The organism is Nitrospirillum guanabarense (genome assembly GCF_034653355.1).
In the GTDB taxonomy this organism is placed as follows: domain Bacteria; phylum Pseudomonadota; class Alphaproteobacteria; order Azospirillales; family Azospirillaceae; genus Nitrospirillum.
This window is the reverse complement of sequence record NZ_JAYEER010000004.1, coordinates 227,499-242,700: the sequence shown is the minus strand read 5'-3', so window position 1 is coordinate 242,700 and position 15,202 is coordinate 227,499. Positions and strand designations below refer to the sequence as shown.

General features: G+C 69.1%; 12 protein-coding genes. 10 read left to right on the top strand and 2 right to left on the bottom strand.

Translation table 11 applies throughout. The annotated features are described in order from the left end of the window. Nucleotides 1–50 precede the first annotated feature (50 nt). On the bottom strand, nucleotides 51–2,711 hold the full coding sequence (locus tag UAA55_RS19155) for a TonB-dependent receptor (RefSeq protein ID WP_322954734.1): 2,661 nt from the start codon (nucleotides 2,709–2,711) through the stop codon (nucleotides 51–53). Between the two features lie 323 nt (nucleotides 2,712–3,034). Further along, on the bottom strand, nucleotides 3,035–4,534 hold the full coding sequence (locus tag UAA55_RS19150) for a hypothetical protein (protein WP_322954733.1): 1,500 nt from the start codon (nucleotides 4,532–4,534) through the stop codon (nucleotides 3,035–3,037). A 291-nt stretch (nucleotides 4,535–4,825) separates the two neighbouring features. Here UAA55_RS19150 and UAA55_RS19145 point away from each other — a divergent pair, with 291 nt between their 5' ends. The 10 genes from UAA55_RS19145 (at nucleotide 4,826) to UAA55_RS19100 (ending at nucleotide 15,155) form a co-directional block, all read left to right on the top strand. Continuing rightward, on the top strand, nucleotides 4,826–5,929 hold the full coding sequence (locus UAA55_RS19145) for a glycoside hydrolase family 3 N-terminal domain-containing protein (RefSeq protein ID WP_322954732.1): 1,104 nt from the start codon (nucleotides 4,826–4,828) through the stop codon (nucleotides 5,927–5,929). Nucleotides 5,930–6,009: 80 nt separating this feature from the next. After that, on the top strand, nucleotides 6,010–7,764 hold the full coding sequence (locus tag UAA55_RS19140; protein WP_322954731.1) for an ABC transporter substrate-binding protein: 1,755 nt from the start codon (nucleotides 6,010–6,012) through the stop codon (nucleotides 7,762–7,764). Nucleotides 7,765–7,819: 55 nt separating this feature from the next. Continuing rightward, complete coding sequence (locus UAA55_RS19135) at nucleotides 7,820–8,797, top strand: ABC transporter permease (protein WP_088870783.1); 978 nt, start codon at nucleotides 7,820–7,822, stop codon at nucleotides 8,795–8,797. Between the two features lie 5 nt (nucleotides 8,798–8,802). Beyond that, complete coding sequence (locus UAA55_RS19130) at nucleotides 8,803–9,669, top strand: ABC transporter permease (protein WP_322954730.1); 867 nt, start codon at nucleotides 8,803–8,805, stop codon at nucleotides 9,667–9,669. Then, a complete protein-coding gene (locus UAA55_RS19125) occupies nucleotides 9,666–10,523 on the top strand; it encodes an ABC transporter ATP-binding protein (protein WP_322954729.1) in 858 nt (285 codons plus the stop codon). Before UAA55_RS19130 ends, UAA55_RS19125 begins: the two co-directional genes overlap by 4 nt. Beyond that, complete coding sequence (locus UAA55_RS19120) at nucleotides 10,520–11,422, top strand: ABC transporter ATP-binding protein (RefSeq protein WP_322954728.1); 903 nt, start codon at nucleotides 10,520–10,522, stop codon at nucleotides 11,420–11,422. Before UAA55_RS19125 ends, UAA55_RS19120 begins: the two co-directional genes overlap by 4 nt. 296 nt (nucleotides 11,423–11,718) lie before the next feature. Further along, nucleotides 11,719–12,615 (top strand): glucosamine kinase nucleotide-binding domain-containing protein, encoded by an 897-nt coding sequence (locus UAA55_RS19115; protein ID WP_322954727.1) that lies wholly within the window; start codon nucleotides 11,719–11,721, stop codon nucleotides 12,613–12,615. 34 nt (nucleotides 12,616–12,649) lie between these two features. Then, entirely contained in the window at nucleotides 12,650–13,687 is a 1,038-nt protein-coding gene (locus UAA55_RS19110; protein WP_322954726.1) for an SIS domain-containing protein, read from the top strand. Then, nucleotides 13,687–14,829, top strand: coding sequence for an N-acetylglucosamine-6-phosphate deacetylase (gene nagA, locus UAA55_RS19105; protein WP_322954725.1), 1,143 nt, complete (start codon nucleotides 13,687–13,689; stop codon nucleotides 14,827–14,829). The genes UAA55_RS19110 and nagA overlap by 1 nt, the downstream gene beginning before the upstream one ends. 41 nt (nucleotides 14,830–14,870) lie before the next feature. Then, the gene (locus UAA55_RS19100) at nucleotides 14,871–15,155 is read left to right on the top strand and encodes a transposase (RefSeq protein ID WP_322954724.1); all 285 of its coding nucleotides are present in this window, start codon (nucleotides 14,871–14,873) and stop codon (nucleotides 15,153–15,155) included. Nucleotides 15,156–15,202: the final 47 nt, after the last annotated feature.

The following is a 15,202-nucleotide window of genomic DNA, read 5'->3' as shown; positions in this document are numbered from 1 at the left end:
CGGGGATCAGGGGAACGTCCCCTGGGCCGGCCGCCACACACTCATGAACCTCAGTACTTGAAGTGGGCGCCGAAGTAGTACTGACGGCCGTTGTCGTAGATGGCACGCGGCTGGTCAGTGTTGTTGGCGTAGTACTTCATCAGCTCATCCGTGATGTTCAGGGCCGAGAAGGTCAGGCTGAGGTAGTCATTGACCGGTATGTTGACCGACGCGTCCAGGGTGCCGAAGTCATCCTGGTTTTCCAGGGTGCTGCGATCCAAGCCCACCACGAAGTGCGAGCGGAAGGTGTAGGACAGGTGGGCGCTGATCCAGTCGTTCTCGTAATAACCCGTCAGGTTGTAGGTGTGACGGGAGTTGCCGATCATCGGCGCGCCACTTTCCTCGGTGCCGTAGGCGTAGGTGTAGTTGGCCTGGACGCCGAAGCCGCCGTAGATCGGCTGCTGGATCGCCAGTTCAAAGCCGCGGTTCTTGGCCGAGGTGTTGAACGGGTGGGTCACCTGGTAGGTGTGGTTGGCCTTGTAGAAGTCGGAATAGAAGGTCTGCGGCGTGACGCCGTAGGTCACGTACGAGTTCATGTCGTTGTAGAACACGGCGAACGACAGCAGGGACTGCGGGCCGTAGTACCATTCCAGCGACGCGTCGTAGTTGGTGGACTCGATGGGCTTCAGGTCGGGGTTGCCGCCCGAGCCGGAGGAGGCCACGTCGTTCAGGCTGACCGAACCGCCCAGCGCGCTGTAGTCGGGCCGCGCCATGGTCTTGGCCACCGCCAAGTGGGCCACCACATCGTCCGTCACCTCCAGCTTCAGATTGGCGCTGGGCAGCACGTTGACGTAGTCGTGGCTGATGTTGGTCGGCACATAGGGGCCGAAGGCGGAGGTGTTGATGGCCCCCGGCGCCCCAGCGGTGGAGGCGAAGTACACCAGGCTGGTCAGGTTGGTGTCGACGAAGCGGACGCCGAAGTTGCCCGACCAGCCGGCGCCGCCGACATTGGCCATGACATAGGCGGCGCTGTCGGTCTCCGACACCTTGAACGAACCCGGCCAGTAGTAGCGTGAGGTGCCATCGGCGCCATTGATGGGATCAGCGTTGCCGATGCCGTAGGAATTGAAGAAGGCGGCGACTTGGTCGTTCGACAGGTTCCAGATGTTGCTGAGGATGGGACCACCCAGGTTGGAACCGAAGCCGGCGGGATAGGTGCCGCTGGACGAGGGCGTGGCCACGCCCCAGCCGCCGTTGGCGCAGCAGCCGCCATCGACCTTGAACTGGGTGTTGCGCTGGTGGGCGCTGACGCGCACGCCGGCCTTCACCGAGTCCCAGATGCCGGACTTGACGTCGTACTTGGCGTCCAGCTGGCCGTAATACTCCTGGTCCACGGCCGTCAGCACGTCGGTCCAGGCCCAGCCGGTGGCGTAATTGCCGTTCTGGGTGCCGGTGGGGATGCCGAAATTGACGGTGGCGGGGGCCGATAGGCCGTTCAGGGCGTAGCTGGCGGACGAGGCGGCCACCGCCTCATAGGCCGGCTCGCTGGGCGTGTCGCCCAGGCCGTAGGTGTAGCCGACCTTGCCGGTGAAGCTCAGGCGGTCGGTCGCCTGGTAGGTCACGTCGGCGTCGATGTAGGACGTCTCGGCCGAGGCGCCGGGGCGCGAGATCTGGTCGTAGACGATGGCGTTGGTCACCGACGGCGTGGTGGCCGAGGTCAGGGTGTTGTTCTTGACGGTGTAGGCGGTGGGTACCGCCTGCTGCGTCGAGAAGATGCTGGACCCCCAGTACATGAAGTTGCGGTTGGAGTTATCGGCGTCCATGTGCGAGTAGAAGCCGTTGATATCCACCGTCAGCTTGTCGGTCGGCGTGAATTCCACGTCGATGTCGCCGCCCATGCGCTTGCGCTTCTGCTGGAACAGGGCGGAACCGATCAGGGTGGGGTAATAGACGCCGTTCAGTTCCGGGTGCGCCTTGACGGCGGCGTCGGTGGCGGCGAACTGCGAATAACCCAGGACTTCCTGGCCCTCGCGCTGGACGTCGCGTTCCTCATAGAAGGCCTGCGCCAGGACGCCGAAGGTGTTGGACTTGTTCTTCCAGGACACCAGGCCGTTGAACTGCGGCGACACCTTCTCGGCCATGTCGCCGTAGACGCCCTCGATATCGGCGGCGGCGGTGAAGTTGTCCTTAAAGTCCAGCGGCTTGCGGGTGAGGATGTCGATGGAACCGGCGACGCCGCCCTCCACCAGGTCGGCCTGCTGGCTCTTGTACACCAGGGTCTTGTCGACGATTTCCGACGGCAGCAGCGAGAAGCTGACCGAACGGCCCACGGTGGAGAACTGGTCCAGCAGGAACCAGTCGCCGGTGGCCACGCCATGGCCGTTGATGGTGGTGTTGGTCAGCGAGGGGCTGGAGCCGCGGATGCTGACACGGTCGGCCTCGTCGAAGCCGCCTTCACCCGAGGCGGCGGACTGGATCATGACGCCGGGCACGCGCTGCAGGGCGTCGGCCACGTTCTTATCGGGCAGCTTGCCGATGTCTTCCGCGCTGACCACGTCGACCACGGCGGTCTTGTCGCGCTTCACGTCGATGCTGTCCTGGATCGACTTGCGGAAGCCCGTCACCACGATTTCATCAAGGCTGGAGTCCGCCGCCGGGGCGGGCGCGTCGGCCGCATAGGCCGTGGCCGACATGGCCAGCACCGCCACCACGCTGGCGGAACCGCGCAGCATCTTTCTCCCAAAACCCATCAAACCCTCCTCTGGCCCATCTTTTGTGTTTACCGGCGCGGCCGACCGTCAGACCCAACCGACGGCGCCATGCCTGGAACCAGACACCGCCAACCCCCTCTTGCCCGATTGGGGAGCCCACCGGGGCAACCCGGGGTGACCGTGCGTTCCGGCATATCAGGCATGAGAGGGGGGCGGGGGCGAAAGGCTGGTTCCGGCAGAATGTCGAAAATGACGGCAAAATCGGGGATTTTGACTGTCCGGGCCGGTGAAATCTGTAACATTACAATGTATTACTTATGGACTGGGCAGCGGATTGGGCGACGCTATATGCGCTCGGCGTGCCGCAGGTGCTGTTTCAGCCGGCCCAGGGCCTCGCGCACCCCTTCCCGCTCCGCCCCGGTGTCGGGGCAATGCCGCAGCACGAATTCCGCCGTGCGCACCACGTCGCGCCAGCGCGGATTGCGGGGCAGCGTTTCCACCAGCAGGTATTTGTCCAGCGTGCGGGTCTGCAGCGAGCTGCGATCCATGTAGACGCGCCACAGCCCGCTTTCCTCCGCCAGTTCGATCTTCCCCTTGCGCTTGGCGTGGTGCCAGAAGTCCAGCGCCAGGGTCATGACGTCGACGATGCAGCGGCGGAACTCCTCGTTGGCGTCCAGGTCGTTGGCCGGTTCCCCCTCCGGCACCGGGGCTGATGCCGACGGCGGCGCGTCCAAAGCCGGTTCCGGGGGCGGCACCACGGCGGTGATGACGGGCGGCGGCGGGATGACGGGGGACGGCACCACGACGCGCGGCGGTGCGGGCGCCTCGGCCACCATCGGCGCGCTGGGCGCGGCGCGGCGGGACTGGCGCCAGGTCCAGCCACCGGCGGCGACGCTGGCCAGGGCCAGGCCCCAGGTCCACCAGCCCAGCCAGCCCGACAGGGCCCAGCCGCTGGACAGCACCTGGAACTGCCACGGCGATCCGGGCACGCCGTACACACCATAAGGAGACAGGCCACGGGCCGACGCCGGCTGGTCCGCCGGGTGCCCGCCGGCATCGATCAGCGTGAAGCCGACGCCCTGGCGCGCCAGGGTGCCCAGGCGGCGGTCCACAGTGGCCAGCGGCAGGCGGAAGGCCACGACACCCTCCACCGAGCCATGGCGCACCACCGGCCGGGCCACCAGCATGCCTATCCCATCCGGCCCATCGCTGGCGGTGGCGCCATCCAGATCCTTGGGCGGCGTCACCACCAGCACCTGGGTGGGGTCGTCCACCTTCTGCAGCCGGGCCATGATCTCGCGGAACACCTCGCCCAGCGGGGTGTCGCGGGCGCGGGCGTCGTTCAGGTCCTGGCCGAACGCGCCGTCCTTGCGCAGGCTGTAGACCACGCGGCCCAGCCGGTCGATGAGGTAGAGGTCGTTGAAGACGGAGGAGCCGATCATGTCCACGAAGCTGGCGTGGAAGCGGTCGTGCACAGCCATATAGGGGGCGAGCGCGGAAGAGGCGCCCTGCTGCTGCGCGTCGCCCGCCGCGAAGGCGGTACGCAATAGGGCGGCGGCCCGCTCGGGATTGGGGGAAATCTGCGCGAAGGCGGAGGCGAAGCCGTAATAACGGCCCACGCTGTAACCGATGAAGCTGGTGCTGGAGAAGGCGGCGCTCTGGTCGCGCGCGGACTCATAGAGGATGCCCAAATCATGGGCCGCCATGTCGCGGGCGGTGGCCACGGCCGTGTCGGTGCGATCCATGACGGCGTACAGCGCCGTCATCAGCGACAGGCAGAGCAGCACCGCAAGCGTGACGAGGCTGGCCGGCGCCTTGATAGCCCACCTCTCAAACCCGACCACCCCGATCACCCCCTGTTTTTTGATGGGGACAGGAATACATCCAAATCCACCGACATCACTGTTTTTAAATCGGCTTTACCGGCGCACGGCTGCGAGCATACCGTCAATTTCGTCAATCCGCAAAGCGGGCCTTGATCGCCAGGCCTTGCCCGGGCTCCCCTGCCGGGGACCGCGACCGGCCCGCCGAGGCGCGGATTTCCTCGATATTCCGCCCCCCACCGCTTCCGGCGCCCCGCCCGCGCCGCGGGCCCCAGCCGCGCCCGCGCACGGCATCAGAAAAGGTGACGTCCCATGACCCCAAGCACCCGCCAACCGCCGCTCGCCGTCGTCTTCGGGGTGCCGGGGCTGGAGATGACGGCCGACCAGAAGGCCTTCTTCCGCGACGCCGACCCGCTGGGCCTGATCCTGTTCAAGCGCAACTGCGGTACACCCGATCAGCTGCGCCGCCTGTGCGGCGATTTCCGCGACGCCGTGGGCCGCGCCGACGCCCCCATCCTGATCGACCATGAGGGCGGGCAGCACCAGCGCATGGACCCGCCGGTGTGGCCGGCCTTCCCCCCGCCCGCCCGCATCGGCGCCCTGTACCGCCGCGACCGCGCGGCCGGGCTGGCGGCGGCCCGCCTGGATGGCGCGGCCATCGGCAGCCTGTTGCGCCAGCATGGCATTTCCGTCGACTGCGCCCCCCTGGCCGACGTGCCGGTGCCGGGCAGCCACCAGGTCATCGGCGACCGCGCCTTCAGCGACAAACCGGGCGAGGTGGCGGAACTGGCCGGCGCCTTCATGGCCGGCATGATCGCCGCCGGCGTCACCCCCATCATCAAGCACATCCCCGGCCACGGCCGCGCCATGGTGGACAGCCACGAGCGCCTGCCGGTGGTGGATACCGACCTGGACACCCTGGCCGACAGCGACTTCCTGCCCTTCCGCCGGCTGGCGGCCGCCGCACCTTGGGCCATGGTCGCGCACATCGTGTTCAGCGCCGTGGACCAGGCCCGCCCCGCCTCCATCTCCCCTTTGGTGGTGGAGCAGGTGATCCGCGGCCGCATCGGCTTCGACGGCGTGCTGATTTCCGACTGCATCTATATGGAGGCGCTGGCGGGGTCCCTGGCCCAACGCTGCGCCGCCGTGCTGGCCTCGGGCATCGACATCTGCCTGTCCAGCCATGGCGACGTGGATGAGTGGCGGCCCATCGCGGCTGCCGCCCGCCCCCTGACGCCCGACAGCCTGGCGCGCCTGACCCGCACGGCCGTGCCCGCCACGGGATCGCCCGGCGGCCTGATCGACGACGTGGCCGCGGCCGCCCGGGATTCTGGCGGCCCAGCTGGCGTAAACGGCGCTCTGACGAAACTGACGAGTTTGCGCCCTGGCCTGGGGCGGCCCGGGCGGCGACAGTGAAAGGCGGGACGGGGCGCCAGAGACCGATTAAAGTCCGGCGGCGCTCCAGTCCGGGAGCTTCAGTACCTTTGGGGACGGCCTTGATCCGACGTTTCGTTTCCATCACGGGTGTTGCCCTGAGCCTGGCCGCCACGGCGCTGGCGGCCCCGACAGCGACCGCGCCCATCGCGGCTCCCACTGCGGCGCCCGACAGCCAGCCAGCCCCGGCGACGCTGACGGTGCTGGCGGCCATGTCCAGCGGCTGGGTGCGCAATTTCAACCCATTCAATGAGACGAGCCGCCTGCCCAGCGTGCGCGAGTTCATCTATGAGCCGCTGGTGGTCTTCAATTCCATGTACGGCGGCCGGCCGGAATACCGCCTGGCCACGGACTACGCCTTCTCCCCCGACCTGTTGAAGCTGACCTTCAAGCTGCGCGAGGGGGTGCAATGGTCGGACGGCCAGCCCTTCACCGCCGCCGATGTCGCCTACACCTTCGACCTGCTGCGCCGGTTCCGCGCGCTGGACACGCTGGACATGGGCAACCGCGTCGCGGCGGTGGAGGCGGTCGACGCCCACACCGTGGTCTTCACCCTGAAGAAGGTGAACACCAGCATCGTGTTCGAGATCGTGCGCGTGCCGGTGGTGCCCCGCCATGTCTGGTCCAAGGTCGCGGACCCGGTGACCTTCACCAACGACACGCCCGTGGGCACCGGCCCCATGACGGAGGTGAAGCGCTTCACCCCGCAGGTCTACGTCCAGTGCCGCAATCCCAACTACTGGGACGCCGCCGACCTGAAGGTCGACTGCATGAGCTTTCCCCAGGTGCGCAACAACGAGCAGCTGCTGACCGCCGCCGCCGAGGGGCGGCTGGACTGGTTCGGCGCCTTCCTGCCGGATATCGAGCGCACCTATGTGGCGGCCGATCCCAAGCATCACCGCTATTGGTTCCCGCCGGGCGGCACGGTCGCCATCGACATCAACCTGAACAGCCCCAGCCGGGGCAACCGCGCCGCCTTCCGCAACGTCAATTTCCGCCGCGCCGTCAGCATGGCGGTGGACCGGCGCGCCATCGTGGACATCGCCGGCTACGGCTATCCCGAGGTCAACGAGTATGCCAGCGGCATCGGCCGCACTTACCAGGACTGGGTGAACCCGGAAGCCGAGCGCCAGTACGGCCGCTACGCCCATTTCGACAAGAACGGCGCCCAGGCCCTGCTGGCCGAGAGCGGCTTCCGCGACGTCAACGGCGACGGCTATATCGACAATGCCGACGGCAGCCCCATCGCCTTCGACATCCTGGTGCCCACCGGCTGGACCGACTGGGTCAATTCCACCCAGCTGGTGGCGGAAAGCCTGAACGCCTTGGGCCTGAATGTGCGCGTCTCCACCGTCGAGCCCGCGTCCTGGGCGCAGAAGCTGATCAGCGGCGACTACGACATGGCCATCAACGGCCTGTTCCCGGGGGAGACGCCCTACCGCAGCTTCGACACCGGCTTCCATTCCCGCTACAGCGGCAAGACGCGCTTCGCCCCCACCCGTTTCACCGACCCGGACCTGGACAGCGCGCTGGACGCCTTCGTGGCCACCATCGACCCGACGGAGCAGCGCCGCGCCATGGACAAGGTGCAGATGATCGTGGCGGCCAACAGCCCCTACGTGCCGCTGTTCAGCAACCCCACCTGGTACGAATACAACACCCGCCGCTTCAAGGGCTGGTTCAACGCCGACAACCCGGTGGCCCGGCCCGACGTCTTCGACGGCACGCCCGAACGCCTGCTGCACCTGCTGGCGCTGGAACCGGCGAAGGGCCAGGCGGCGGCGTCATCCCAGCCCACCCCCTCCGCCGGCGGGTGATACCGCCGCCCCTCGGACACTTCCCTCAGACACTCTGGGCCAAGGCTGATATCCCATGTCCTTCCTGCTTCGCCGGGCCGGGTTCTACGTCGTCGCCTTCGTCGTGGCCGCGATCTTCAACTTCCTGCTGCCGCGGCTCATGCCCGGCAACCCGGTCGACATCATGTTCGCCCAGGCGGGCACCGTACTGCCGCCGGAAAGCCTGGAAGCGCTGAAGGCCACCTTCGGTTTCGTCGACGGGCCCTGGCCGGTGCAGTTCGGCCGCTATCTCGCTAGCGTCTTCACCTTCGACCTGGGCCTGTCGGTGCGCTTCCACCCGCTGACGGTCAACGCCGTGCTGATGCAGGCCCTGCCCTGGACCCTGCTGCTGGTCCTGACCTCCTCCCTCATCGCCTTCCTGCTGGGCTCGGCCCTGGGCATCCGCGCCGCCTGGCGGCGGGGCGGGGCGTTCGACAGCTTCGGCGCGCCGGCCGCCCTGATGATCCAGGCGGTGCCGCCGCTGGTGACCTCGCTGGTCGCGCTGTTCGTGCTGAGCATCCGGCTGAAGTGGCTGCCCACCGGCTACGCCTGGGCGCCGGAGCTGGACCCCGGCTTCACCCCGGCCTTCATCGGCAGCGTGCTGGTGCACGCGGCCCTGCCCATCCTGACCCTGGTGGTGGCCCAGATCGGCGGCTACCTGGTCACCATGCGCAACAGCATGATCAACCTGCTGGGCGAGGACTACATCACCCTGGCCACGGCCAAGGGCCTGTCGGACGGACGCGTGCGCTACGCCTATGCCGCGCGCAACGCCCTGCTGCCCACCGTCACCAGTTTCGCCATGACCCTGGGCGCCACCTTCGGCGGGGCGCTGATCACCGAAATCGTCTTCAACTATCCGGGCCTGGGCTACACCCTGTACCAGGGCATCACCGCCCGCGACTATCCCCTGATCCAGGGCCAGCTCATGCTCATGACGCTGGCCATGCTGACGGCGAACTTCGCGGCGGACCTGCTGTGCCTGGCCCTGGATCCCCGCCTGCGGAGGGCCTGAGCGCCATGCGCGCCTTCTTCACCTCGCTCCTCGCCAACCGCAAGGCCAGCATCGGCGCCGGCATCGTGGCGTTCTTCCTGGCGCTGGCGGTGTTCGGACCCCTGGTGGCGCCCGCCGGGCCCAACCAGCGCGTTGGCCGCTCGCATGAGGCGCCCAGCGCCGCCCACCTCATGGGCACCACGCGCATGGGCCGCGATGTGCTGGCTCAGACCATCCACGGCACCCGCACCTCCCTATTGGTGGGCCTGTCGGCCGGCCTGATGATCACCGCCATCGGCACCGCCGTGGGGGTGACCGCCGGCTACATCGGCGGCCGGTTGGATGAGGCCTTGAACCTGATCACCAACGTGGTGCTGGTCATCCCCAACCTGCCGCTGATGCTGGTGCTGGCGGCCTTCATCGGCGCGGCCAGCCCCGCCACCATCGCGCTGATCATCGCCGGCACCGCCTGGGGCTGGGGTGCGCGCGTCACCCGTGCCCAGACGCAGAGCCTGCGCAGCCGCGACTACATCCACGCCGCCGAGCTGCTGGGTGAGCCCACCTGGCGCATCCTGGCCTGCGAGCTGCTGCCCAACCTGGTCTCCATCCTCGGCTTCAACTTCATCGGCAGCGTGCTGTACGCCGTGGTGACGGAGGCGACCCTGGAGTTCCTGGGGCTCGGCGACGCGCTCAAGGTCTCCTGGGGCACCATGCTGTACAACGCCCAGACCACGTCGGCCCTGCAGGTGGGCGCGTGGTGGGAAGTGGCCTGCCCCTGCCTGGCCCTGGTGCTGTTCGGCAGCGGCCTGTCGCTGATCAACTTCGCCATGGATGAGGTGGCCAACCCCCGTCTGCGCACCCTGCGCCTGAAGCTGAAGCGGGTGGCGGCATGAATGCCCCGCTTCTCCCCGCACCCCTGCTACAGGTGCGCGGCCTGACGGTCGATTACGCGACACCGCAAGGCGCCACCCGTGCCGTGGACGGCGTGTCCTTCGACCTGGGCGCCGGGGAGGTCATGGGCCTGGCGGGCGAGTCCGGATCGGGCAAGAGCACGCTCGCCTTCGCCATCGCCCGCCTGCACCGCCCGCCAGCCCACATCACCGGCGGCAGCGTCACCCTGGCCGGCACCGACGTCCTGGCCCTGGGCCCCAAGGAGCTGCGGCAGTGGCGCTGGCGCGAGGTCAGCGTCGTGCTGCAGAGCGCCATGAACGCCCTGAACCCGGTGCTGCGCCTATCCGACCAGTTCGGCGACATGTTCCGCGCCCACGGCATCACCGACAGGGCCGAGGTGGCGGAGCGCAGCGCCGGCCTGCTGCGCCTGGTCGGCATCTCCCCCGACCGGCTGCGCGACCATCCCCACCAGTTCTCCGGCGGCATGCGCCAGCGCCTGGTGATCGCCCTGGCCCTGGCCCTGAAGCCCAAGCTGGTCATCATGGATGAGCCGACGACCGCCCTGGACGTGGTGGTGCAGCGGGAAATCCTGGAACAGGTGGCCGACCTGCGCCGTCGCCTGGGCTTCTCCGTCCTGTTCATCACCCATGACCTGGCGCTGATGAGCCAGTTCTGCGACCGGGTGGGCGTGGTGCTGCAGGGTCGGTTGGTGGAACTGACCACGCCCGCCGCCATCGCGGCCGGAGAAGGGAAAGAGGGTGCGAACCATCCCTACACCCGCCGCCTGTGGGACAGCATTCCGCCGCTGCACCCGGCCCAACCCGTCCGCGCCCAGCCCGACCTGGTGATGCCATGACCACGCCCGTGCTTCAGACCGAAAAGCTTTCCATGGTTTTCGCCAACGGGACCAAGGCCTTGGATGCCGTGGATCTGACCTTGCACCCTGGCCGCGCCCTGGCCCTGGTGGGCGAGTCCGGATCGGGCAAGAGCACCTGCGCCAAGCTGCTGACCCATATGATGCGGCCGACCTCCGGCCGCATCCTGTTCCAGGGCCGGGACGTGACGGGCCTGTCCGGTCGGCGGGATCTGCTGGCCTATCGCCGTATCGTGCAGATGGTGTTCCAGGACCCCTTCGCCGCCCTGAACCCCGCCCACACCGTGGCCCACCATCTGGCGCGTCCCCTGGCCTTGCACCGGCCGGACCTGGACCGCCGGGCGCGGGGGGAGGAGGCGCGCGCCCTGCTGACCCAGGTGGAGCTGGATGCCAACGCCGTGCTGCACCGCTTCCCGCACGAGCTGTCGGGCGGCCAGCGCCAACGGGTGAACCTGGCCCGCGCCCTGGCGGTGAACCCCGCCGTCATCATCGCGGATGAGCCCACCAGCATGCTGGACGTCTCCATCCGCCTCAGCGTGCTGGACACGCTGCAGCGCCTGAAGGCCGAACGGGGCATCGCCCTGCTATACATCACCCATGACATCGCCACCGCCCGCTATGTGGCGGAGGAGACGGCGGTGCTGTTCCGGGGCCGCATCGTGGAATCCGGCCCCACCGCCGCCGTGATCGATGGACCCCGGCATCCCTACACCCGCCTGCTGCTGTCGGCCGTGCCTGATGCCGGCCGGCCGTTCGACACGGGAGGATCGCTGATCAGCCGCGCCGACGCCGTGCGGCGCCTGAGCGAAGGGCCGGGAAACCTGGTTTACGTGGGTCCGGGGCACCAGGCCCGGACTGTGGATGAAAGGGTTGCCGCATGAGTGCCGGGGCCATCCTGACGCAATCCGGCGGCGGCTGCGACTGGCCCCTTTCGGCAGCGCCATCCCGATGTGGTCTTTTCCTGGCCTTATACAGCCGAGTCTCGCGGCTCGACGAATGGCCATCGGGACGATCTGCGTTAGTGCATTGTTTCTTATGATATCAGTACGCCATTTTCGACGGTTTCAGCGTTATTTTGCGGATGAGATCAGGCAGCGGAACGTGAATATCGAAAGCTCGACCTTCTGATCTGGTCCACATCTGGTATCATACCATCACCGAACGAACGGGTCTGGGCATGGGCGACTTTCTCTACATGGGCGTGGATGGCGGCGGCACCGGTTGCCGCGCACGGCTGACCAATGCCGCCGGCGACCGGCTGGGCGAGGGCCGGGGCGGCCCCGCCAACATCCGGTTGGGCCTGGACGTCAGCTGGGCCGCCATCCTGGCCGCGTGCGACCAGGCGCTGGCCCAGGCCGGCCTGGACCGTGATGCCCTGTCCCGCACCCACGTCGGCCTGGGCCTGGCCGGCATCTGCCGGGCGGAGGATGAGCGCGCGGTGGAGGCCGGCGCGCCCGCCCGCTTCGCCAGCGTGACCGCCCGCAACGACGCCCACACCGCCTGCCTGGGCGCCTTCGACGGAGCCGACGGCGCCATCCTGATCGCCGGCACCGGCAGCATCGGCTACGCCCTGGTGGGCGGCATCGGCCGGCCGGTGGGCGGCTGGGGTTTCGAGGTGTCGGATGAGGGCAGCGGCGCCCATCTGGGGCGGGAGGCGGCGCGGGCGGCCCTGCGCGGCCATGACGGCCTGGGGCCGCATACCCCCTTCACCCTGCATGTGCTGACCCGCCTGGGGGGCGATCCCGCCGCGGTGGTGGCCTGGGCCGGCGCGGCCAAGCCCGGCGACTATGGCACGCTCGCGCCCCTGACCCTGGATTTCGCCGCCGCCGGCGACCCCGTGGCCACCCAGCTGGTGGAAACCGCCGCCGGCCAGTTGACCGCCCACGTCCGCCGCCTGGTGGAGCTGGGCGCCCCCAAGGTCTGCCTGATGGGCGGCCTGGCCCCGGTGATCGAGCCGTGGCTGGCCCCCTGGGCGCGGCGCCTACTGGTGCCGGCGCGGGGCGACGCCCTGGACGGCGGTCTGCACCTGGCTCGTGCCGCCGCCGGCCTGCCGTTGGCCGAGCGCGCCGCATGACCGCTTACACCCTTATCGCGACACAGGACCCATCATGACCGCCGCCCAAATCACGCCCCTGATGGCCATCGAGGCCGCCGAGTCCGGAACCGCCAGCGCCCGCCAGATCGAGCGCGCCACCCCCCTGTTCCGCGACCTGGGCGCCCGCCTGCGCGCGCTGAAGCCCAAGGTGGTCATCACCTGCGCCCGGGGCAGCAGCGACCACGCCGCCGCCTACGGCAAGTACCTGATCGAAACGCGGGTGGGCGTGCCGGTCGCCTCCGTCGGGCCGTCCGTCGTCTCCCTCTACAACGCGCCGCTGCAGATGGAGGGCGCGCTGTTCGTGGCGGTGTCCCAGTCCGGCCGCAGCCCCGACCTGCTGCGCCTGGCGGAGGCGGCCAAGGCCGGCGGCGCGCTGGTGGTGGGCTTCGTCAATGACGAGACCTCCCCCCTGGCCGAGCTGGCCGACGTCTTCATCCCGCTGTGCGCCGGGCCGGAGAAGAGTGTCGCCGCCACCAAATCCTACCTGACCGCCTGCGTCGCCTTCCTGCAACTGGTGGCCCATTGGCGGGAGGATGCTGGCCTGCTCGACACCGTGGCCAAGGTCCCCGGCTGGCTGGACGCCGCCGTGGCCCTGGACTGGTATCCGGCCTTGCGCCGGCTGGAGCTGGCCACGGGCCTCTACGTCCTGGGCCGGGGCATCGGCAGCGGCGCGGCGGCGGAGATCGCCCTGAAGTGCAAGGAGACCTCGCGCCTGCATGCCGAGGCCTTCAGCGCGGCGGAGGTGGTGCATGGCCCCTTCGCCCTGGTGGGTCCCGGCTTCCCCATCCTGGCGCTGACCCAGGATGACGTGACGGCGGAGGTGACGCGCGGCACCCTGGCCAAGGCGGCGGGCCTGGGCGCGCCCATCCTGGCCACGGAGACCGGCATCGACGGTGTGGAGGCCCTGCCCGTGGTGGCGGGCCTGCCGGCCGAGGTCGGCCCCTTGGCGGCGGTCGCCAGCTTCTATATGGCCATCCACAAGGTGGCGCGGGCCCGGGGCCTGGACCCTGACGTGCCGCCCAACCTGCGCAAGGTGACGGAGACGGTGTGATGCGGACTTTCTTCCACGGGTGCCCGGTTTTCACCGGCGATCAGACACTGGAGGGCATTGGCGTCCTGGTGGAGGACGGCCGCGTGCTGGACCTGCTGCCCCAGGTGCCGGCATCCGTGGAAGAGGTGGCGCTGGAGCCCGACAGCCTGCTGGCGCCCGGCTTCGTCGATACCCAGGTCAACGGCGGCGGCGGCGTGCTGTTCAACGAGACGCCCACGGCGGAGGCGGCCCTGGCCATCGCCGCCGCGCACCGCCGCTTCGGCACCACGTCGCTGCTGCCCACCTTCATCACGGATGCCGCCGGCAAGTGGCGGCTGGCGGTCGACGCGGCGGCGGAAGCGGCGCAGGTGCCCGGCGGCGGCGTGGTCGGCATCCATCTGGAAGGCCCCTTCCTGAACATGGAACGCCGAGGGGTGCATGAAGCCGCCTACGTCCGTGCCCCGACGGAGGAAGATATCGATTTCCTGCTGGGCCTGCCCGCGCGCTTCCCCGGCGGCCGCGTCCTGTTGACCCTGGCGCCTGAAGTGGTCGACGACGGGACCCTGGCCCAGTTGGCGGAAGCCGGCCTCATCCTGGCGGGCGGCCACTCCGCAGCCACCTATGCCCGCACCGACAGCGCCCTGGACCACGGCCTGACCGGCTTCACCCACCTGTTCAACGCCATGCCACCCCTGATGAACCGGGAACCGGGCATCGCCGGCGCCGCCCTGTCCAGCCCGCGCGGCTGGTGCGGCATCATCGCCGACGGCGTGCACGTCCACGGCGCGGTGCTGCGCCTGGCCCTGGTGGCCAAGGGGCCCGACCGGCTGTTTCTGGTGACCGACGCCATGCCGCCCACCGGCACCGACGTCGACAGCTTCGAGCTTTACGGCCACACCATCTATCGCCGCGACGGCCGGCTGGTGACGGTGGACGGCGTACTGGCCGGGGCGGACATCGACATGGCGGCGGCGGTGCGGGGGGCGGTGGCCCTGATGGGCGTGTCGCCGGAAACGGCGCTGGCCATGGCGGCGCGCGTGCCGGCCGCGTTCCTGGGCCTGGACGATTTGGGCCGCATCGCCCCGGGCGGACGGGCGGACTTCGTGGAGCTGTCGCAAGCCCTGACCGTGCGGCGGGTATGGAGCGCCGGCACGGAGCGGTAAGGCGCAAAGCGGCGAACAAGGGTCAAGAACGGGAGAGGGCGATGAAACGGAATCACAGCGCGGAGGAGATCGCGCAGTGCCTGGCCAAGGCCGACGGCCTGCTGGAGGAGGGTGTGAAGGTGGTGGACGTGGCGCGCATCCTGGGCGTCAGCCGCATGACCTATTATCGCTGGCGTCGCGACCAGGCCGGCACGCCCGCCGACGCCGACCTGCGCCGCCGCCTGATGCGGCTGGAGGAGGAGAACGCCGCCCTGCGTCGCCAATTGGCGCAACTGACCGCCGGCGGTACCGATGCCCAATCGGTGGGCGGTTTCTCCTTCGCCTAAAACACGGGCAAATCCCCCTCCCCACACCGGTGTTTCCTGGGCATACT